The organism is Luteolibacter sp. Populi (assembly GCF_040801775.1).
Lineage (GTDB): Bacteria > Verrucomicrobiota > Verrucomicrobiia > Verrucomicrobiales > Akkermansiaceae > Haloferula.
In genome coordinates this window covers 5,820,189-5,840,979 of record NZ_CP161812.1, presented here as the reverse complement: position 1 = coordinate 5,840,979, position 20,791 = coordinate 5,820,189, and the positions used below count along the sequence as shown (strand labels likewise).

The window sequence follows — 20,791 nt, the reverse complement described above, 5'->3', positions numbered from 1 at the left end:
GGATCGCCCTATCCGTGCTGCCGCAGGACCTCGCGCAGGTCGTCCGGCTTGGCTGGCTTGAGCAGGTGGACGTCGAAGCCCGCCTCGGCGGAGCGGCGGCGGTCATCTTCCGCACCCCAGCCGCTGAGGGCGGCCAGGATCACGCGGGGGTACATGCGGCGGATGCGGCGGGCTGCCTCGTAGCCATCGAGCTTGGGCATGCCGAGATCGAGGAAGGCGAAATCGGGCTCGAAATTGGCGGCGATCTTCACCGCTTCCTCGCCATCGTAGGCGACGGCGGTTTCCATGCCTTCCATCTGGAAGAACAAGCCGAGGATATCCGCCGCGTTCCTGCCATCGTCCGCAATCAAGATGCGGGCGGGCCCTGAGCGGGGGGCGGACGGGATCACCGGCGTTTCCCCGGTCGCTGCAGGCGCGGAAGTGGTAATAACGGGCAAGCGGACGGTGAATTCGCAGCCCTGCCCTTCCCCCGCGCTGAAGAGGGCGATACTCCCGCCGTGCATCTCGACCAAGGTTCTCACGAGAGTCAGGCCGATCCCCAATCCTCCGGAGGAGCCGCTGGCACCCTGGTCGAACAATTCGAAAACCGAATGCTGCAATGCCTTGGGAATGCCGATGCCGTTATCCGTCACGCGGATCTCCAGCATCGGACCAGGTTTCTCGCTGACCGTCAGTGCGATTTCGCCTTCCGGCGGGGTGTATTTGGCAGCGTTCGAGAGGAGATTCGAAATGATCTGCGATATCCGGTAGGGATCGGCTTCGATCATCAATTCGTCCTGTAGGTTTAGCGTCAGGCGGTGCCCGAACTCCCGGATCAGCGGATTGCTCGCCTCGACAGCCGTGTCCACGACCTCCCGGACCGGTAGGACGGTGTGACGGAGGGCGATCTTCCCGGCAGTGATGCGCGACATGTCGAGCAGGTCATCGATCAGGTGCGCCATCTGGTCGACCTGACGCTTGAGCATGCTGGCGATACCGGTGACCGTGGCGACGTCGTGGGGTGCGTGGAGGAGGAGATCGACCCCCGGTAGCATCGGTGCCAAGGGATTGCGCAATTCGTGGGCGAGGGTGGCGAGGAAGGCGTCCTTGCGACGGCCGGTTTCGCGCAGATGCTCGACCTGCTGGCGATCGCTGAGATCGCGGGTGATCTTGGCGAAGCCGCGCAGCTCGCCCTTCGAGTCGTGGAGGGCGGTGAGAACCACATTCCCCCAGAAGCGGGTGCCGTCCTTGCGCACGCGCCAGCCTTCGTCCTCCACCCGACCGTCCTTGAGCGCCTTGGCCAGCAAGGAGCCGGGCATGCCGATGGAGATGGCTTCGGGCGGGTAGAAGATCGAGAAGTGTCGACCGACGATTTCGTTTTCCTCGTAGAGTTTGATGCGGCGCGCGCCGTTGTTCCAACTCATCACGTGGCCCTCGGGGTCGAGCATGAAGATCGCGTAATCCTGCACGCTTTCGAGCAGCAGGCGGAAGCGCTCCTCGCTGCGGCGCAGCATTTCGTCCGTAGCCCGGTGTTCGGTGAGATCGCGGGTGATCTTAAGGAACCCTTCCACCGCGGAAGATTCCGAACGGATCGCGGTGATGGTCACGGAGGCCCAGAATTGCGTGCCGTCCTTCCGGTAGCGCCAGCCTTCCACGGTGAAGCGGCCCTCCGCGGAGGCGATCTCCAGCTCCTTATCGGGGAATTTCGATTGGCGGTCCTCGTCCGAATAAAACACCGAGAAGTGACGGCCGACGATCTCGGGGGCCGTGTAGCCCTTGAGCCGTTCCGCGCCGCGGTTCCAATCGAGGATGATGCCCTCGCGGCTCATCATGAAGATCGCGTAGTCCTCGACGGAGGAGACCAATTGGTCGAAGTGCCCGCGGCGATCACGGAGCCAGCCAGAGACTTCGTCTTCCGGAGGCGGCGGCGTCATCTGGTGCGGGCTATCGGACACGGGCTCCAAATGAACAGGCAGAGCGCGGCGAGTCAACCGGCGCTTGAGCGGTGAATAAATCCCGGCTCCGCATTTTCCTGCACGGGTTCAAAGGGGCGGGAGCATTGGCGCTTGGAAGCCGGGAGCGGTCGGCCCAAGTTCCCCGCCGCGCATGACTTTCCTGTTCGATATCGGCCGCGTTCTGCTGGATTTTCACTTCGAAAAATCACTGGCAACCTTGCTCCCGCCCGGAAACGCGGACTCGGAAACGCGCCTGGCTGCGCTCTTGGAAAAGAAGGACGATTTCGAGAACGGCTCGATCCCGAACGAGGAATACATCCCTTGGGCGATCAACAGCCTCGGAGCGGAGATCACCGCGGAAAGCTTCATGCATGCGTGGCGGAATATCTTCACACCGATCGAGCCAATGTGGCGGGTGGTGGAGAGCCTGGCGGCGGGCGGGCACCGCCTGATCCTGTTCTCGAATACCAACGGGATCCATTGCCCGTGGATCTTCGAGAACTACGACATCTTCCGGCATTTCGGGGCGGCGGTCCTGTCGCATGAGGCCAAGGCCATCAAGCCGCACGACGCGATCTACCGGCATGCGATCCAGCAGCACGGCCTCATGCCGGAAGAGACGAGGTATGTCGATGACCTGGGCCCGAACATCGAGGCCGGCAAGCACTGGGGCTTCCGGTCATGGCAGTATGATCTGAATGACCATGCGGCCTTCGAGCGCTGGCTCGCGGGGGAGCTGATGCGGGGGTAAGCGAGTGGCGCGGAAGCCTACTTCTTATCCTCCAGCAAGGCCGCGGCGGTCAGTTCCACGAAGGAGCCGACGCCGCCGACGTAGTGGACCTGACGGTTGCCATCCAGCACGTAGGCCAGCGGCCAGGCGGCGACGCGGTATTGCGCGCCGAGCTTGTTCTCGGGATCGGAGAAATTCGGCCAGGTGAGCTGACCGGACGCGCGCATCTGCCCCAGGGTGGCCAGCGGGTCGCGATTCACCCCGACGACCTCAAAGGGCTTGCCGGCGAAGCGCTCGCGCATCAGCCGGGCCATCTCCATGACCTGCTCGGTGCTGCCTTCCTGGGAACGCCAGAAGAGCAGGACCACGACCTTGCCCTTGAAGTCGGAGAGCTTCAAGGGCTGGCCGCTCCCATCGGTGCCTTCCAGATCGGGTGCCTCGCGTCCCTTGCCGAGGAATTGGATGATATAGAGTTCGTCCTCCGCCAGCTTCGCGACGCTGATGCCGTTGATCTCGATCTCGCTGCTTTTGATGATCGCCTTGCGCAGCAGGTTCAGGCGGCGGCGCATGATCGCCGGCTCGTCGCCGAAATTCTTCAGCAGCATGGCCGAGCCGAGCGCGGCCACGCCTTGGATCTTCTCATCGGGGCAGTCTTTCTCGATCTTTTCGAGCAAGGGCAGGGAATTGGCGTCGTTCACCGCGACCATCGCCATGCACAGGGGGGCAAGACTCTTCGAATTGAGGTGGTGCTTTTCCACGGCCTCACGGACCGCCTTGGAGACATTGGCCAGCCCGGGATCGCGGGCCGCCTGGCTCGCGGCCGTGCGCAGCAGCCAGGTGGCGGGCTCGATGGTCCAAGCCTCCGCCAGATTCGGCTGGATCGCGTTCCACATCTGCTGGACGGCCGCGGCACCATCGGGACGCTTGGTGGCGATCTGGTTGCGCTCCTCGGAAGTCTTGGCGACCTGCAGCTTGAGGACCCAGAGCTGGAAATCGCGGTCGTAGGCCTCGCGGATGTCAGCCGCCTGCTTGGGCGTGCCGGCCCAAGCGTGGAGCGCGGTGGCGGCGAGGGCCGTGGCGAGGAGAAGTGGAAAACGCATGCCGGGAAGCGTAGCCCGCCCGCCGCCGCTGACAAGCCCCCCGAAAGCGCCCGGCAGCGATGTCGCGGCCCGGCGCTCGCAATCCTTGCCCCGGCAGGGCCTTTCCTCTCCAATCCGCCCGCGATGGCCACCGAACACATCAATGTCAGCCACGTCGCCCACCTGGCGCGGCTGGAACTCAATGCCGAAGAGTGCGAGGTCTTCCAGCGCCAGCTCGACGCGATCCTGGGCCACGCGGAGTCGCTGGCGGCACTGGATGTCACCGGGATCGAGCCCACCTCCTACCCCGTGCCGGTCTATGACGTGATGCGCGAGGACGAGCCGCGGCCGAGCCTGCCTGCCGCAGCGGTCCTGGCGAATGCGCCGGACCAGGCGCAGGACCAGATCCGGGTGCCGAAGGTGATTGCGGACGCTTGATAGCGGCAGACCGCCGATTTGAGATTTGAAATCCGAGATTTGAGATTTTCCCCGAAATGTCACTTTCCACCCTTACCATTTGCGCGCTGCGCAAGCGCTTGCAGGCCGGCGAGATCGGCGCGGTCGATATTGTCGAAGACCTGGCGGCGGCGATCACCGCGCGGGACGGCGAAATCGGCGCGTATCTGTCCCGGGATCTCGATTCCGCACGGGCGGCGGCGGCGCAGGCCGACCTCTCGCTGCCGCTGGGCGGAATCCCGATCGCGCTGAAGGACAATATCAACGTCACCGGGCAGCCTTGCACCTGCGGCTCACGCTTCCTGGCGAGCGGCTACACCTCCCCCTACGACGCCACGGTGACGGAGCGCCTCAAGGCGGCGGGCGCGGTGCTCTTCGGGCGGACGAACCTGGATGAGTTCGCGATGGGCTCTTCCACGGAGAATTCCGCGCTCCAGAAAACCCGTAACCCGCACGATCTCTCGCGGATTCCGGGCGGCTCCTCGGGCGGCTCGGCGGCGGCGGTGGCGGCGGATCTGGCCATTGCCGCGCTCGGCTCGGACACCGGCGGGTCGATCCGCCAGCCGGCCTCGCACTGCGGGGTAGTGGGCCTGAAGCCTTCCTACGGCCGGGTTTCTCGCTACGGGCTGGTGGCCTTCGCTTCCTCGCTCGACCAGATCGGGCCGCTGACGAAGTCGGTGGAGGATGCGGCGTTGCTGCTGCAAGCCATCGCCGGGCACGACCAGCGCGACTCGACCTGCCTGAAGGTGCCGGTGCCGGACTATTCCGCGGAACTCGACAAGGGCGTGGCAGGCCTGCGGCTGGGGATTCCCCGGGAGTATTTCGGAGAAGGGATCGAACCGGCGGTGCGGGCCCGCGTCGAGGCAGCGATCCAGCGTCTGCAGGCGGCCGGCGCGGAACTGGTGGACATTTCCCTGCCGCACACGGAGCACGCGGTGGCCACTTACTACATCATCGCACCGGCGGAGGCGTCCTCGAACCTCTCGCGCTTCGACGGCATCCGCTACGGCAAGCGCGCCGACGCGCCACAGGATCTGGCGGACCTTTACCAGCGCTCCCGCGAAGAGGGCTTCGGCCCGGAGGTGAAGCGCCGGATCATCCTGGGCACCTACGTGCTCTCCTCCGGCTACTACGATGCCTACTACGCCCGCGCGCAGAAGGTCCGGACCCTGATCCGCCGGGATTTCGAGACCGCCTTCGGCCAAGTCGACGCGATCCTGACCCCGGTCGCCCCCTCCCCTGCCCGCAAGATCGGCGAGCATGCGGACGACCCGCTGCAGGAATACCTCTCCGACATTTTCACCCTCGGCCCGAATCTCGCCGGGATCTGCGCCATCTCCGTGCCTGCCGGGACCGTGGCGTCCGGGGAGGGCACCGAACTTCCCGTGGGCCTCCAGATCCTCGCCCCGCACTTGGGCGAGGCCACCCTCCTGCGGGTCGCGAAGGCGGCTGAAATGACCGCCTGAACAAGCTGCGGCGCGGGTCTTTTCCCTGAAATGCGCTTTCTCCCCTTGACTGGACGCCGCCAAACGCCTACCTCCGCCGCCCCAACGAACGACCACGACTCTCATGGCCAACGCTCAAGTTATTCTCAAGGAAAAGATCGAAGGTCTCGGCGCCGAGGCCGATGTCGTCAAGGTCCGCGCCGGTTACGCCCGTAACTTCCTGATTCCTCAGGGCAAGGCCTACGAAGCGACCAAGGCCAACCTCCGCCACGTCGAGAACCTCAAAAGCACCCGCGCGAAGCGCGAGGGCGAGGAACTCGAAAAGGCCAAGGAACTTGCCAACAAGATCTCCAAGCTCCGCCCGAAATTCACGCTGGAACTCGGCCAAGGCGGCAAGGCCTTCGGTTCGGTGACCTCGCTCGACATCCACAAGGAACTCGAAGCCGCCGGCATCAAGATCGACCGCCACGCCATCGAGCTCGACAAGCCGATCAAGAAGTCCGGCAAGAGCGATGTGGTCGTACGCGTCCACCCGGAAGTCAGCACCATCCTCACCATCAACGTCGAAGCAAACGGCGTGGAGTCGGACGACTGAGTTTTTCACGGTTTTCTTCACAAGGCGCGATTCCGTTAGGGGTCGCGCCTTTTGCTTGGGGTGAGCGCGCGAAGTTATTCACAGCGATTCACAAGGGGGGGTGAAATCGGGGGTAGGAAGGGCTCCTTGCGCCGGTAGAACGGCTTTTGAGCCGGAAGTTCTCCACAATGAAGGTGGATGTTTCGGCAGCCGGAATACTGCGGAACTCCTTACCTATCAGAATCGGCCGGGCTTTTCCCAAGTTATACACAGGTTGCTCCTATTGACCCTTGGGCGGGGAAGGCGCTACAAGCAAGGGCCGCAACCGGGGACCTCTCCCCCACCCTGCCGCAAGCCCTCTCTCACCCGATCATGGCCGTCGATACCAAGCCCGCTCGCTCCGCCGACTCTCCCTCGCTTCAGGCTGCCGATGCCGCCGCGCAGGCCGCTTCCGACGTGACGCGGTCGATGCCGCACGCGCAGGGACCGGAGAAGAGCATCCTTTCGTCGATGCTCAAGGATCCCGAGCAGTGGATCGGGATGGCGCTGGAGGAAGGGCTCACGCGGGAGCACTTCTACTTCCCCAACCACGGGCTGTTGTTCGAGACGCTGCGGGAACTCAACGCGAAGAGCCAGGAGATCGAACTGGTCTCGCTGGTGCAGCTCCTGCACGACCGCGCGCTGCTGGAGAGCGTCGGCGGGACGGCGGCGGTGACGGACATTTTCACCTACGCGCCGAATGCCGCGCACTTCAAGAATCACCTCGGGCTGGTGAAGGACAAGTACGTGCTGCGTTCGGTGATCCGGACCTGCACGGAGGCGGTCTCCGAGGCCTACGAGAATCCGGAGGAAACGCTGTCGCTGCTCGACCGGGTGGAGTCGAGCGTGCTGGGCATCCGGCAAGGGACAGAGACGACCCAAGGCTTCCACATCAAGCAATCGGTGGCGGAGGTCATCAGCCACTTCGAGGCCTTGGTCCACGGGCAGATGGAAGTGCAGGGCGCGCCGACCGGCTATCTGGATCTGGACCGGATGTCGAAGGGCCTGAAGCCCGGGGAAATGTTCGTGGTCGCGGCGCGTCCCTCGATGGGCAAGACCTCGCTGATGATGAACATCACCGAGCACATCTGCATCGATCAGGGCATTCCCGCGATGGTGTTCTCCTGCGAAATGACCGCCTTCCAGATCGTCCAGCGCCTGGTGTTCTCGCGGGCGCGCTTCGCGATGTCGCAGCTTGGCAAGGGCTTCAAGCCGAAGAAGGAAGACCTGCTTCGCATCCAGCGCGCCGCGAAGGAGATCGCCGAGTCCAAGCTCTTCGTGGACGACACCGCGGGCATCCTGATCGACACATTGCGGGCGAAGGCGCGGCGTCGGAAGCGCGAGGACAACATCGGCTTCATCGCGATCGACTACCTGCAGCTCCTCAAGTCCGGATCGAAGCAGGCGCAAAACTCCCGCGAGCGTGAAATCGGTGAAATCTCCGCCGGCATCAAGGCGCTGGCGAAGGAGCTCAGCATCCCGATCCTGGTTCTCGCCCAGCTCAACCGCGGTCCGGAAGGACGAACCGGCAAATCGCTCGGCGTGCCGCGGATGTCGGACCTTCGCGAATCCGGCACGATCGAGCAGGACGCCGACATGATCGGCCTGCTCTACCGCACGGCTTACTACGCCGAGACCGAGGAAGACAAGGAGCAGGAAGCGGGCAAGGCCGAGCTCCTGCTGGCGAAGAACCGTAACGGCGAGACCGGCCACGTGCCGCTGACCTTCATCGCGGAGCTGATGCGCTTCGAGACGCGGGCGCGGGATGAGCACGATCATGGACCGGAGTAACCCAAGCAGCGGGATGAAGGAGCGGGATCACACCCTGCTCCCGCCCGCTCCCAAGGTCGGGTTCCAGCCCCTCCTATTAGAGGAGGTGGACGGCGGTCTCGTCGTCACCGCGAAAGCACCGGGATTCTTCCGTCTGCCGAAAGCCTTGGCCGTCCTGGGATTGGGACTGTTTTTCAGCGGCATCGGCCTTTACGTGGTCTATGGCGCCTTCCTCATCGTAAAAAGGGAGCCGGGGATTGTCAGCATCTTGTGCGCCCTTATCCCGCTCCTGTGTGCGTGGCTGTTTCTGTGGCTGGGCCGGACGGGATTGGGGTGGGCCCTTGCCGCGACGCTTGGGACGACGAAGGTCAGCCTGAAGCCGGGCCTGATCGTCGTGGAGCGCAGCGGCCTATTTGGCAGCCGCGCCCAAGTCCCGGCCAAGAATTACAGCTTCCTCACCATCACGGATGAATTCAAGTTGATCCTGGAACTCATCGTTTCCACGAAAGATCACCGGGTGGTACTGGTCTTGAACGGTCGAAGCAAAGAGGAGTTGGATTGGCTGGCCGACCTGATCGAAACCAGCCTCGTGATCAAGAAGCGGCGCTCGCGTAATAAGATCATTAAGAGCGATCCGGAAGATTAAGAGGAATAGATCCGCGGATGCCACCGAAGAAGAAAGCGAATGCCAAACCCCTGGTCGGCGCGGCCTTGATCAAGGAGGTGAACCGCCGGATCCGTCTGGCGCGCAGCCTGTGGGATGCGCACCGGAATGCCGCCTGCCGGGGTGAGCGGGAGAAGGCGATCGCACTCTATGAGACCCTCAGCAAAGAGGAACGGGAAAAGGTGCCCCAGGAGCTGCGGGTGTGGCTGCGCTATCGCAGCGAGAAATATTTCGGCGAGGGCCGGACTCCGCCTGGAGGCGGGCACTGAGGGCGAGATTCGCGTTTGCCACGGCAGGGGCGGCGGTGAATGCTCCCGCCATGTTCAAAGCCCTTGCCATTTGCCTCGCCAGCCTCGGCCTGTGTTTTTCCGCGACCGCACAGGAGAAGCAGCGTCTCTACGAACTCCGGACCTATCACGCGGAGCCGGGCAAGCTGGAGGACCTCCTCTCGCGCTTCCGCGACCACACCTGCAAGCTCTTCGAAAAGCACGGCATGACCAACGTGGCCTACTGGGTGCCGGTCGATAACAAGGACAACCTGCTGGTCTACCTGCTGGCCTATCCCGACAAGGCGGCACGGGACACGGCATGGAAAGCCTTCGGCAGCGACGAGGAGTGGAAGAAGGTGGTGGCCACCTCGGAGGCGAACGGCAAGCTGGTGGCCAAGGTTGACGAACTTTATCTGGCACCGACCGATTTCTCCCCGGGCTTCGAAAGCAAGACACCCGGCCAGGCCGGCACGCGCTTGTTCGAGATGCGGACCTACACGACCACTCCGGGCAATCTCGCGGCGCTGCACCAGCGCTTCAAGAATCACACGATCGGTCTCTTCACCAAGCACGGGATCACCAGCCTGAGCTACTTCCGACTGCTCGGCGGCCAAGCGGGAGCTGAGAACACATTGGTCTATTTCCTGGCGCACAAGGATGCGACCACGGCCAGCGCTTCCTGGACGACATTCCGCGCCGATCCCATTTGGGTGGCGGCCAAGAAGGCTTCCGAAGATGCCGCGGGCGGCTCCCTGACGGTGCTGCCGGACGGAGTGAAGTCGGTCTTCCTCAAGCCGGTGGATTTCTCGCCGGTGAAGTGAGGGGAGCGACGCTCTACTCCTCCTTCCCGAGCCCGTCCAACTTCTCCTTGAGACCAAGCGAGTCCACCCACTTCGCCGCGCCTTGGGGGTCATAGTTCCCCCACGCGGCGGCGACGTTCTTGGCCATCCACAGGCGGCTCTCGCCATCCGGGAGCGACTCCACCCAGCGGGCAGCGGCGCGGGGCTCCCGGACTCCCCAGTCACTGGCGAAACGACAGGATTCCCTGAGACGACGTTCGTTCACCGGGGCACCGCCCTGATCTTCAATCAGGTAGCGGATACTCTCGGCGCGCAAGAGTCCCGGCGAGTCGGTATCCGTTAGCGTATCGACAAGAACGCGGCGGTCTTCGGCCGGCAGGCTCCCGAGAGCCTTGATCGCCTGCTGAATCTCTCCTTCGTCCCACGCCTGCATCCCTGAGATGGCGAAGCTTTTGTCATCGCGGCTCCACTTGGCCAATTCACCGATTTGAGACGGGGAATCGAGGCGCTTGAGCGGTCCCTGCGACGGAGCCTCCGCCACGACCTTGCCCCACAGGCCGTCCATGTCGGGTGCCAGGCCGATATGGTCGCGCATCTGCACGGCCTTTGCGGGATCAGCCGTCTGGAGACGCGTGAGGCATGCTCGGATCAGGTTATCGCGTGCCGCCGGTTCCAAATCTGCGGCGAGGATCTCTGGCAATCGCTCCGGATTTCGATAGGCCATTTCCTTAGCGGCAGCGGCGCGGAGTTCGCGCGCCTTCTTTTCAGAGATGCCCATCCCGGCGTAATCCGCATCGAACCAGCGGTCCGGATTGTCCCTGACGAGATGGTTCCCGTTCCTTGAGTCAAGGAGCGCCGGCAACCAGCCCTCCGGCAACTTGTCCAGATGGGCGGCCAACTGGTCTTTCAGCTCCCACGACACGGCCGCGGCCAAGAATTTCTCCTTCCCATCCGCTTTGCCGGCGAGATCCGCCACGGCCCCCGCGAAGTCCTTTTTCAGGGAGTTTTGCGTGATTTCAAACAGCGCCCGTTTCCGCAACCGGTCCGGCCAGCCGATGGATTCCCTCTCCAAAAGCTCGGGGGCTTCCAAGGCGATCCAATCGATCATGAAATCAGCTCCCGAGGAACGAAGATTTTCCTTCAAAGCCGCTTCATAACGCAAGATGCGCGCCAGGCCCTGCGGCGGATCGCCCTTCGCCGCGCTCCCGGCCAGGGCACTCACCAAAAGCCCGAAGTCCTGCGGATCCTTCGTTTCATCCAGAAGCTTGAAGGCCGCGGTGGGATCTTGCCAACCCCAGTCGCTGCATGCGTCGGCCAGGCGGTTGCGGTCCTTGGCGAGATGATAGCGCACCATGCCCTCGCCATCCTCCGCCAGCCAGCGCTTGCCGGTGATGTGGTAGAACTGCAGCGAATCCACGGTCTGCCGCCGCGGGATCCAGCCGGCCTCGTACCATGCGGCAAGTTCGCTAACCGGCAGCGATTGCGCGAGCAGCGTCATGGCGCGGAGCCGCTCATCCGGCGTGCCCGCGGCACGCACCGTTGCCAAGCGGGCCACCACCTCCGGCGGCATCTCGCGGGCGGAGCCGGGGATCCGCTTGCGATCGGGGGATTTCGCCGGAGCCGCAAGGTCAGTCACCGGCAGCGCTTCGCCGCGGCCGGCCGCCAGCCAACCACCCACCGCGGCGACGGCGAAGGAAGCAGCGAGCAAGGGAAGCTGGCGCATTGCTTTCATGGCGCTGCGGACTTGAGGGTTTCCTGCATCGCTTCGCGCGTCGTTTGAGGAAGCTCTGTCTCCTCCAGCCAAGTGGCGGCTTCCTCCTGGTTCTTCGAGGACCACTTCTTGAAGACCCGAACGGCAGCGTCCGCGGAGCCATCTTCACCCGCTCGTTCCATCGCCCACTTCAAGGCGTCCGGAAAGCGTTCCTGATTGACGAAACGATCATAGGCCATTTCCAGACCCGAGTTGCGGAGGGTCTGATCTTCCCGGGCGTTGCACCATTCCGCAAATGCTTCGGGATCGCGCTGCATCCAAGCGGTGGCGATCAGATCCCGCGGATCTCCACCCTGATAATCGGTTGAGCCGACTCTACCGGCAAGCGATAGCTCGCTGCCTCCGGACAGCTCCATGGCGGCGGCCATCGTAGCCGCAGGGTCCCAGGCCGCCAGATCACCCACCAGTTCGCGGGGACCTTCGATCGCCGGTTCCGAGGAATCCGTGATGTCGGGGGGCTGATAGGATATGTTAAATCGGCCTGCAGCATCCGGAGTGAGTTTGAAGAGTTCGATCATCAGGCCCAGCGCCGCTTGTGGATCGCTGCCGACCATGGCCCGCGCGCAGGCCGCGAATTGTTCCGGCTGTGGCACCGGGTTGGCGCGCGCGGCGGCCAAGGCGGCCGCCGGGTCCGAACCTAGCAGCTCGCGGAAGGCTAGCTGCTGGAGATCCCGCTTCATGGCGCCTTCCGGCAGATCCGCGGCCATCTCTCCCGCCATGCCGGGATGCTCGTGGCTGAGCATCGACAGGAAGTCGTCTCTCATCCGGGGCATACCCCAGCGCAGGCGCATCCATGCCAAGGCGCCCTCCGGGTCATCCCGGGTCCAGCGCTGCAGCGGCTCGGTCAGATGGGGCTGGCCGTTCTCCAGCAGGAAGGTCATCGCCTTTTCCGGATCGTCGCCCGCGATCTCATTGGCAAGTTTGTCGGGGTCCGTCTCGCTGATCAGGGTCGGGTCCTCCTCGATCATCTTGAGCGCCAGATCGGGATTGAAACGCATGACCGCGTAGACCGCCGTGTTGTCCAGCCGATTGGTAAAATCCGGTTTGGCGGGCAGCACCGCCTTCGGATCGTGCATCGCGCGGCCCCAGATCGCGGCCTCTTCCGCACCGTCGCGCTTGGCCGCCGCCATCGCGGCTTCCGGATCGAGTTGGGTCCAGCGGCGGAACATGACGACCGTGCTCCAATGGTCGGCCTCCGGCGGCTTGCGGTCGCGGTAGTCGTGCCAAAATGCAGCGATGTCCTCGGCACTGGCATCGATCAGCCAGAGGCTGAAACGCCCGGCGAAGGAGCCGTGGTCGGCGGCGAGCAGGTCTGGGATGGTATCCGTCGAGCGGGTGGCGGAGCTCGCATCCCCACCTGAGGGCCGGCTCGCGCCGCCGGATGAAGTCCCCCGCGGCAGGGCGGGCGGGTCGTAGTCGGACGGAAGCGATGCCGAGAGGGTCCCGCGGTGAATCGCGAAGCCGGCGGCAAAGCCGAGACCCACGGTGATGAGAAGGAGATAGGGTTTACCGACCGTCACTTATCACCGCTTAGCGGGGGACGGTGGCGGTGGCAAGGAGTCTTGGATGAATCCCGCTGGAGGGAGTTACCCTGCACTTACTTGATCCCCACAGCCGGCTCGCTCATCCGGCCGACAAACTCATCCCACCACGCCGCGTCCGGCTCGGCGTAGGGGCGGAAGGTTTCGAGCGTGCCCAAGGCCTCGTTGTAAAGCAGCGCCCGATGCATGCCGAGGGTGCTGGCCGCAGGGGAATCGACCAGGTTCGCGGAGTCGTTCGCGCTCATCTGATAGAGCACGCGCATTTCGAACTCCGTCATGACCTTGCGCGGCAGCCAGCGGCCGACGTTGTTCCAGGTATCGATCCCGACCAGGAGGTGGATGCCCGCCGGGCCGCCTTCGCTGGCGATGTCGGCGAGGACCTTGGAGGGGTTCGGTCCGGAGGGACCGTCGTCCATCGAGAACAGAAAGTCGTCCTCCTGGCGCAGCTTCTTGAAGCGCTGCAGGCCGTGGATGATCACGAAGATCTCCGGCCCGGCTTCGCCTGCCGCGCGCTTCTCCAGCTCCGCCGCCAGTTCACCGAAGACCTCGGCAGCGGCGGTGGGCCCGGCGATCTGGACCTCCTGCGGAATGCTCTTTTTGATCTTGCCGGGCAATCCTTGCGAGCCCGCCGAATCCAGCACGATGAAGCGCGCGCCATCGGCGGGTAGGTTCGCGGCCAGGGAGACCATCGCCAGCGAGAGCAGCATCGAAACGCGCTCGTCGGCTTGTCCGACCACTAACAAGTGGCTGCCGCTGCGGCGCGCGAAGACGGCCTCGGTCGGACCCTTGATCGAGTTCGGCTCGCCGAGCCAGGCGCGGGCTTCGGCGGGTGCTTGCTCAGGACGCGAGCGCAGGGCGGTGGTGAGGTCCATGTTCGCACGGAGTTCGGCGGGGGCATTGCCCTCGAAGACGACCAGCGGGGCGGGCTTGCGGCCACGCTCGGCGGCCATCTCGGAAACCTTGTCTAACAGGCCGTTCCTCACTTCCTCCGAAAGCCATACGGTCTGGAAGGGACTGTTCGCCGCGAGCGCCCCGGCATTGTCGTTGTAGATCCCCTCCCCCGGACGCGTCAGCAGGCGCGGTGCGGGATTGTCGTCGTCCATGATCAGGTAGGCGTCGGCCTCGTTGCACTGCAGCGCGATGCGCACGACCATCTGGCCCAGGGTGGCGCGGGCCAGCGTGTAGGCACCGCCGAGAGTCTGCGAGCCGAGGATCACATGGATGCCGAAGGCACGGCCCTGGCGGACGATGCGGTCTAACAGGAGGGACGCGGATTGGGCGACGGCATCATCCTCGGTGAAGAATTCCTGGAACTCGTCGATCATCAGCAGGGTCCGCGGCATCGCCTCGCCGGAGGCCTTGCGGTAGCCCGCCAGATCCTGCGAGCCGTGCTTGCGGAAGAGCTCGCCGCGGCGGCGCAGTTCATCGTCCACGCGCTGCAGCACGCTGAGGCCGAACTCGCGGTCGCTCTCGATCGCGACGACGCGGGCGTGCGGCAGGCGCTTCGTTCCATAGCACTTGAACTCCACGCCCTTCTTGAAATCCACGAGGTAGAACTCCACCTCGTCCGGGCTGCAATGCAGCGCGAGATTGGTGATCATCACGTGGAAGAGGGTCGATTTACCCGACCCGGTCTTGCCCGCGATCAGAGCGTGCTGGCGGGTGCCCTTGCCGAGGGCGAGCCACTGGAATTTCTTCGCGCCGCTGCGACCGACCGGCACGCGCAACTCGTCGGCGGTGCTGCTCTTCCACCAGTCCGCCTCATCCGGCGCGATGTTCGAGAAGGGCACCTCGACGCGGTTGGAATCGACACTGGCCTTGCCGAGCCGGTGGACCACCGCAGTCTCCAGTTCGCCCTGCGGCGGACGCGCCAGCTCGACATGATCCGCCCCGGCGGGAATGCCCGCGAGATAGAGACCGTCCTTACCCGGCAGAATCCGCAGGCAGGCGCGCTCCAAGGCCTCGGCCAAGGCCGGCTCGATCGCCGCTTGGCGGGCATCGCGGTGGATCAAGAGATACACGCCGCAGCGCGCGCCGCTGGTGGCGATGCTCAGCAGGCGCTTGGAAGCCGTCTCGCTGAAGGCGGCGGGAAAGCCCGATATGACGAGGAAGCGGTGCTTCTCCGCGACCGTGCCTGCCTGGCGGTTGTAGTCATCGAGCGTGGCGTACTCGTTGCGGAGATACATCTGGATCACCTTCTCGATGTGCTCGTTGAGTTCGGCCAGGCGCTCCTCGATCTGCGAAGTTTGGGTCCAGATGCGGCCGTTGATCAGGGTCTCCTCGTAGTCGCCGAGGTGCATCAGTCCGGCGAAGTCCTTGCCCAGTCCCACCGGGTCGATGAGCGTGAAATGCGCCCGGCCTGCGGGATGGGACGAGAGCACGCGCAGCACGATCTCATTGATCGTAGCGGCCGCGGTCTCCGCCTCGCCCTCGATCCATAGCGAGGCCCGACCCGGAAAGCCGAGTGACAGCGGCACTGTGAAATCCAGCGGGCCATCCAACTTGAAGCGGGTACTCTCCGGCAGCCCGCCGGCCAAGCTTTCGAGCGCGACCCGCAAGCGCCCGAAGGGCACGACTTCTTCCGATGCGTCCGGCGGGGTCCAGGTCTCGACCCAAGATTCATTCCACGCCGGGAAGCGCTCGGCGACCAGGGTAGCGAGGCCGCTCAATTCACGGTGCACCGGTTTCACATGCTCTTCCCATTCCGCGACCAAGCGATCCACGCCCTCGCGGCGGGTCGTGTCCGCTTCGGCGATCTGCCGCAGATGGGTGGCTTCCCGGGCCGCCTCATCGCCCGAGTTCACCCGGTCGAACTCCTTCACCGCACTCTCCAGACGGTTGGCGACCATCGCGAGATCGCGCCGGTAGAGGGCCTCCGCCTTCGCTGGCATGCGCGCCGACTGCGCTTCGATCTTGTGCCGGCCTTCCTTCATCAGGTCCTGCGCCTGGTCGTCGCTGCCGCGCAGGATCTCGCTCAGGGCTTCGCTTTGCTCGGCGATGCCCTTCTTCAAGGTCGCGCCCAACTCTTCGACCGCGGCTTCCGAGGCGGCGATGGAGGCCTTGAAGTTGATGCGGGCCTCCTGCAACAACGTGGCCAGGCGCCGGACCGCGGGCCAGAGCAGGCCGAGCGAGACCAGATGCACGGCGACCGCGATCTGGATCGCCGTCACGATCGAGATCTGCTGCTTGATGGGTTCGACGAAGGGCGCGGCAATCGCGAAGGCCCAACCGAGAATGGGCAGCAGGCTGAGCGCCCGGTATAGCACGCTGCCGCCCAGTGCCGCCGAAGCCACCTGCGCATCCGCGACACGTGACTGTCCTTCGCGCCTCAGGATCTCGCGGTCGCCGGTGTCCGCCGCGTCGCGGGCCGGTGTCACGCGGCCCTTCTTCAAGACCGGGGCGAGCAAGGGCTGGAATAGCCAGAGCATGCGCAGCGCCTTTGCGGCCAGGCCGCGGATCTCGTCACGATCGGTCGAAATCTCGTCCGTGAACTCGCGGTGATCCTGACGCGCCCTTTCCCAAATATCCTTCGCCTCGTTCTTGAGGCGGTAGGCCTCGGACTGGCGCTGGCCGACCTTGCGATCCTTGCCTTCCCGGATCCGCCGGGCGAGGCTGCCATGGGCCGCCTGGGTGGCGGTGGCGATGCGGTGGCGGCGGAGATCGTGCTTGCGGGTGACCTCGTATTGCTCCGCGTCGTTCTCCTCCATCAGCGCGGCGAGACGTTGCTGGCGGCTGGTGATGGCCGAGTCCTCGCTGGCGGTGTGCTGGCGTTTCGCGGCCAGCAGGCCTGCGGCATGGGCCCGGTTCAAGGCTGCCTCGCGCCCGGCCACGGAGGAGACGCGCTCTTGGAGTTTCTCCAGTTGCTCGCGGATTCGGTCGGGGTGCAGAGGGTCAATCACAGTCGGCATGGATCTTGGAAAGCACGAGGTCGAGTTCCTCGATGATACGGGTGGCAGTGGCGACGGCTTGGGGTAGAGGGGCGAGATACTCTTTGTCAAATTCCGCCGACTTGCTGTCGCGCCAAGATTGGCGGGCATCTTCCCAGCGCGCGAAGACCTCGCGGGTCGATTCGTTGAGCAAGGACTTGCTGGCTCCCAGGCTCATGGCTCGCTCCTTTCTTCAGAAGCGGCGGCGGCGGGGCGCGGAGCATTCACCTCCGCGTAGTCCTGCAGGTGGCGGATGCTGTTGGACAGCGAGACCACGCCCTTCGGCATCTGGCGGGTAAGCATGTCTTGCAGTGTTTCAAGCTGTTTGGCCAGCGCCTCCACCCGGGCATCGTAGGCCTGCCGCCAGCGCTTGATCACGGCAAGCTTCTGCTCGGCCTCGGCAAGCATCCGCTCCGCTTTTTTCACCGCCATCTGTTGGGCGGATTTGTCCTGCTTCATCGAGGAGAGGCGGGCGCTGAAAAGTTCCTGTTGGGCCTGCTCCAGATGGCGGGCGCGGCGGCGGTATTCGCCCTCCCATTTCTGGCGCTGCTCGCTCTCCAGCCAGCCGCGGGTCCTCTTGACCTCGCCGGTCACGTCATCGAGCGCGCGGCGCGCCCGCTCGGCATAGCGGATCAAGGCCGCCCGGAAATCCTGGATGGCGTCGATCGATCCGACCCGTGCCTGTCCGTCCATGGCGTATGCGAATTAGCGTTGATCGAGGTACTGTTGGATGCGCTCCGCCTTGCGCAGCAGGTAGGGCGTGTGGACATCGGAAAGTTCCACGAAGCGTTTCATGGTCTTCATCATCTGGAGGAATTCGGCGGAGAATTTCTCGTGCTCCTGGTCCTGCCAGGAATCGCCGAGGGCCGAGAAGCGCGACATGAGCGAGGTGGTGCGCTCCCGCACTTCGTTATTGAAGCGTTTCAATTCCGCGGCGAAACGGCGGACCTCTTCCGGATCGATGATCGCTTGGGCCATACTTCCATTCTCAGCGGTCTTTCCCGGCGGTCGAGGAATACCGTAAGGTTTTACCAAGGAAAAACACCGGCTTTACAAAGCAACCGCAATGGCCCGGCGGGGTTTCGCCTGCTGACGCGGAAATCCTGACAAAAACCGCGTGCCACCGCGCTTGTCCGGGTCCACGCTCGCCGCGTCCACCTGCACCTGATGAAGCGCTTTCTCCTGCTCCTGGCCCTCCTGCCGTCCTGCCGCGAAAAAGCCGTCACCGCGGAGGCGCAAAAGGACGCCCTGCCAGCGGCGGTGCCCGGCTTGGAAAAACAGGAGGGCATGGTCCATCTGCCCGGCGGGACCTACACGATGGGCCATGACGGGGCTTTCGATACCCCCTTCGGCAAGAAGGAGTTCCCGGAAGAGGCACCCGCCCACAAGGTGACGGTGAAGCCTTTCTGGATCGATGAGACGGAGGTGACCAATGCCCAGTTCGCGGCCTTCGTGAAGGCTACCAACTACGTGACCTTCGCCGAGCGCAGCGTGAAGCCGGAGGACTTCCCCGCGGAAGCCCGGGCCAGCCTCCCGGCCGGGGATCTGAACAACGGGGCGATCATTTTCCGCGACGACGCCACCATCGAGGGCGATCCGAATATGCCCGGCCGCTCGCTGGAGTGGTGGCGCTGGGACCCGCAGGCAAGCTGGCGGAAACCGACCGGCAAGGGCAGCTCGATCGAGGGCAAGGACAACTACCCGGTGGTCTGCGTGACCCATGAGGACGCCAGTGCGTACGCCAGGTGGGCCGGCAAGCGCCTGCCCTCCGAAGCCGAATGGGAGTTCGCGGCCCGCGGCGGCATGGAAGGCAAGATCTACTGCTGGGGCGACGAATTGAAGGTCAGCGACAAGTGGATGGCCAACACCTGGCAGGGCGAATTCCCCAACAAGAATACCTCCGACGACGGCTACAAGGCGAGCGCCCCCGCCCGCTCCTTCCCGCCGAATGCCTACGGCCTTTACGACATGGCCGGCAACGTCTGGGAGATCTGCAACGACCTCTACGATCCGACCTACTTCAGCCAGTGCGATCCGGACAATCCGCAGGGGCCGGTCCAGTGGGTGAACCGCGATACCGGCCTGAAGGGCGATGGCAAAGTGCACCACGTGACCAAGGGCGGCTCCTTCCTCTGCCACGTCTCCTACTGCATGCGCTACCGCCCCGCGGCCCGGCATTCGCAGGACAGCGAGTCACCGACCAATCACACGGGCTTCCGCTGTGTGAAGGATTAGGTGCCTTCGTCCGACCCATGCTCTTCAGGGACTGTGGAATCTTCTTAAGGGTACTACCTTTACTGGGATAACCTTTGCGTGCCGTTCAGGGCTACGGGTGGTGTGCCGTTCGGGGCACCACGCCCGTGCCGTCCGGGGCCACGGGTTCTCTCCGTCATACACGCTCGGGAGTGACGAATCCCCCTTCTCCGGAGCGTTCATGTCCTCGTGATGAAACGCGTTTTGCTCTTTCTCTCCGGCGTCGCCTGTGCGGCGGAGCCCTGCCGGATCGAGATCGTGGACAAGGAGAACGGCTGGCCGGTGCCGCTGGTGGAACTCCGCACGACGCATGACGCGCGCTACGTGAGCGACAACGCGGGGCTGATCGCGCTGGAAGATCCGGAGATGTTAGGCCGCGAGGTCTTCTTCCACGTGAAGGGGCATGGGTATGGAGTGAAGAAGGACGGTTTCGGCTACGAGGGGGTGCGGGTCATCCCGCAGCAAGGCGGGAAACTGAGGATCGAGGTCGAGCGGCGCAACGTGGCGAAACGGCTCGGGCGCTTGACCGGCAGCGGGCTTTTCGGAGAGAGCGTGAAACTCGGTGCGACCTCCCCGCTGCCCGATACCGGAGTCTTCGGCTGCGATTCGGTGCTGATGGCGCGGCACGGCTCGCACCTGTTCTGGCTGTGGGGGGACACCAGCATCCCGCAGTATGCGCTGGGGATTTTCGATTCGACCGCGGCGACCACGGATCTGCAACCGATCAAGAAATTCGAGCCGCCGCTGGCCATGCCCTATGTGCATTTCCGGGACGACAAGAAGAAGCTGCGGGGCGTGGCGAAGATGCCGGGCGACGGACCGACCTGGCTCGGCGGGATGACCAACGTGCCGGACAAGGACGGCAAGCCGCAACTCGTGGCGACTTACTCCAAGATCAAGGGCCACCTCGAGGAATACGAAGTCGGCTTGTGCCGCTGGGAAAATGGGGAAAATGCTTTCAAGCCCATCAAGCCGGTCTGGAAGACGGCTGATGGCAAGAAGCCGCTGCTGCTGCGCGGCCACCCTTTCACGTGGAGCGATCCCGCCGGCAAGAAGTGGCTGCTCTTCGGCGATCCCTTCCCCACCGCCCGCTGCCCGGCGACCTACGAGGCTTGGAGCGATCCCGCCACTTGGGAGAAGATCGACGAACCCGCCGCCCCGCGCGCTGCCGATGACGGCTCCGAGGTGAAGCCGCACCGCGGGTCGGTGGTGTGGAGTCCCTTCCGCAAGCGCTGGGTCGCGATCTACACGCAGAACTTCGGCAAGCCCTCCCTCTTCGGCGAAATCTGGTATGCCGAAGCGGAGTCTCCCACCGGACCCTGGGGCAAAGCGGTAAAGGTGCTGACGCACGACAACTACACCTTCTACAACCCGAAGATCCACGCCGAGCTAACGCCGGAGAATGCGTCTTTCATTGTCTTCGAGGGGACCTATACGGCGGAATTCGCGGACAAGCCCCAACCGACCCCGCGCTACAACTACAACCAGATCCTCTACCGGCTGGATCTGGATGATCCGAAGCTGAAGGGGGCGCAGTGAG

Annotated in this window: 18 protein-coding genes; 10 read left to right on the top strand and 8 right to left on the bottom strand. The window is 64.4% G+C overall.

Annotated elements, in window-relative coordinates; all coding sequences use genetic code 11:
- Positions 1-8 precede the first annotated feature (8 nt).
- Positions 9-1,934, bottom strand: coding sequence for a PAS domain S-box protein (locus tag ABWK72_RS23710; RefSeq protein ID WP_367872055.1), 1,926 nt, complete (start codon positions 1,932-1,934; stop codon positions 9-11).
- A gap of 151 nt (positions 1,935-2,085) precedes the next feature.
- Here ABWK72_RS23710 and ABWK72_RS23705 point away from each other — a divergent pair, with 151 nt between their 5' ends.
- Positions 2,086-2,685, top strand: a complete 600-nt coding sequence (locus tag ABWK72_RS23705) for an HAD-IA family hydrolase (RefSeq protein WP_367872054.1) — start codon at positions 2,086-2,088, stop codon at positions 2,683-2,685.
- 17 nt (positions 2,686-2,702) lie between these two features.
- On the opposite strand, the gene ABWK72_RS23700 is transcribed toward ABWK72_RS23705, so the two are convergent.
- Positions 2,703-3,764 carry a peroxiredoxin family protein gene (locus ABWK72_RS23700; RefSeq protein ID WP_367872053.1) on the bottom strand — a complete coding sequence of 354 codons (1,062 nt, stop codon included), beginning with the start codon at positions 3,762-3,764 and terminating at the stop codon, positions 2,703-2,705.
- A gap of 123 nt (positions 3,765-3,887) precedes the next feature.
- On the opposite strand from ABWK72_RS23700, the gene gatC reads away from it, so the two are divergent.
- From gatC to ABWK72_RS23665, 7 genes are all read left to right on the top strand, one after another.
- A complete protein-coding gene (gene gatC / locus ABWK72_RS23695; RefSeq protein WP_367872052.1) occupies positions 3,888-4,181 on the top strand; it encodes an Asp-tRNA(Asn)/Glu-tRNA(Gln) amidotransferase subunit GatC in 294 nt (97 codons plus the stop codon).
- A gap of 56 nt (positions 4,182-4,237) precedes the next feature.
- Entirely contained in the window at positions 4,238-5,665 is a 1,428-nt protein-coding gene (gene gatA, locus ABWK72_RS23690; RefSeq protein WP_367872051.1) for an Asp-tRNA(Asn)/Glu-tRNA(Gln) amidotransferase subunit GatA, read from the top strand.
- A gap of 103 nt (positions 5,666-5,768) precedes the next feature.
- Entirely contained in the window at positions 5,769-6,239 is a 471-nt protein-coding gene (gene rplI, locus ABWK72_RS23685; RefSeq protein ID WP_367872050.1) for a 50S ribosomal protein L9, read from the top strand.
- 351 nt (positions 6,240-6,590) lie between these two features.
- Positions 6,591-8,048, top strand: a complete 1,458-nt coding sequence (gene dnaB, locus ABWK72_RS23680) for a replicative DNA helicase (protein WP_367872049.1) — start codon at positions 6,591-6,593, stop codon at positions 8,046-8,048.
- Positions 8,035-8,673 (top strand): hypothetical protein, encoded by a 639-nt coding sequence (locus ABWK72_RS23675; protein WP_367872048.1) that lies wholly within the window; start codon positions 8,035-8,037, stop codon positions 8,671-8,673. The genes dnaB and ABWK72_RS23675 overlap by 14 nt, the downstream gene beginning before the upstream one ends.
- Before the next feature lie 17 nt (positions 8,674-8,690).
- Positions 8,691-8,960 carry a Precorrin-3B methylase gene (locus tag ABWK72_RS23670; protein WP_367872047.1) on the top strand — a complete coding sequence of 90 codons (270 nt, stop codon included), beginning with the start codon at positions 8,691-8,693 and terminating at the stop codon, positions 8,958-8,960.
- Between the two features lie 50 nt (positions 8,961-9,010).
- Positions 9,011-9,781 carry an NIPSNAP family protein gene (locus tag ABWK72_RS23665; protein WP_367872046.1) on the top strand — a complete coding sequence of 257 codons (771 nt, stop codon included), beginning with the start codon at positions 9,011-9,013 and terminating at the stop codon, positions 9,779-9,781.
- 13 nt (positions 9,782-9,794) lie between these two features.
- On the opposite strand, the gene ABWK72_RS23660 is transcribed toward ABWK72_RS23665, so the two are convergent.
- The 6 genes from ABWK72_RS23660 to ABWK72_RS23635 form a co-directional block, all read right to left on the bottom strand.
- Positions 9,795-11,492, bottom strand: coding sequence for a hypothetical protein (locus tag ABWK72_RS23660; RefSeq protein ID WP_367872045.1), 1,698 nt, complete (start codon positions 11,490-11,492; stop codon positions 9,795-9,797).
- Positions 11,489-13,051 carry a hypothetical protein gene (locus ABWK72_RS23655; RefSeq protein WP_367872043.1) on the bottom strand — a complete coding sequence of 521 codons (1,563 nt, stop codon included), beginning with the start codon at positions 13,049-13,051 and terminating at the stop codon, positions 11,489-11,491. Before ABWK72_RS23655 ends, ABWK72_RS23660 begins: the two co-directional genes overlap by 4 nt.
- A gap of 77 nt (positions 13,052-13,128) precedes the next feature.
- Entirely contained in the window at positions 13,129-16,980 is a 3,852-nt protein-coding gene (locus ABWK72_RS23650; protein ID WP_367872042.1) for an FtsK/SpoIIIE domain-containing protein, read from the bottom strand.
- The gene (locus ABWK72_RS23645) at positions 16,964-17,176 is read right to left on the bottom strand and encodes a hypothetical protein (protein ID WP_367872041.1); all 213 of its coding nucleotides are present in this window, start codon (positions 17,174-17,176) and stop codon (positions 16,964-16,966) included. The genes ABWK72_RS23650 and ABWK72_RS23645 overlap by 17 nt, the downstream gene beginning before the upstream one ends.
- The gene (locus ABWK72_RS23640; RefSeq protein WP_367872040.1) at positions 17,173-17,691 is read right to left on the bottom strand and encodes a hypothetical protein; all 519 of its coding nucleotides are present in this window, start codon (positions 17,689-17,691) and stop codon (positions 17,173-17,175) included. The genes ABWK72_RS23645 and ABWK72_RS23640 overlap by 4 nt, the downstream gene beginning before the upstream one ends.
- A 12-nt stretch (positions 17,692-17,703) precedes the next feature.
- Positions 17,704-17,976: a WXG100 family type VII secretion target gene (locus ABWK72_RS23635; RefSeq protein WP_367872039.1), complete on the bottom strand. Its 273-nt coding sequence runs from the start codon at positions 17,974-17,976 to the stop codon at positions 17,704-17,706.
- 189 nt (positions 17,977-18,165) lie between these two features.
- Between ABWK72_RS23635 and ABWK72_RS23630 the strand changes: the two genes are divergently transcribed.
- Together ABWK72_RS23630 and ABWK72_RS23625 are read left to right on the top strand one after the other, a co-directional pair.
- Positions 18,166-19,233, top strand: coding sequence for a formylglycine-generating enzyme family protein (locus ABWK72_RS23630; protein ID WP_367872038.1), 1,068 nt, complete (start codon positions 18,166-18,168; stop codon positions 19,231-19,233).
- Between the two features lie 210 nt (positions 19,234-19,443).
- A complete protein-coding gene (locus ABWK72_RS23625; RefSeq protein WP_367872037.1) occupies positions 19,444-20,790 on the top strand; it encodes a hypothetical protein in 1,347 nt (448 codons plus the stop codon).
- Position 20,791 lies beyond the last annotated feature (1 nt).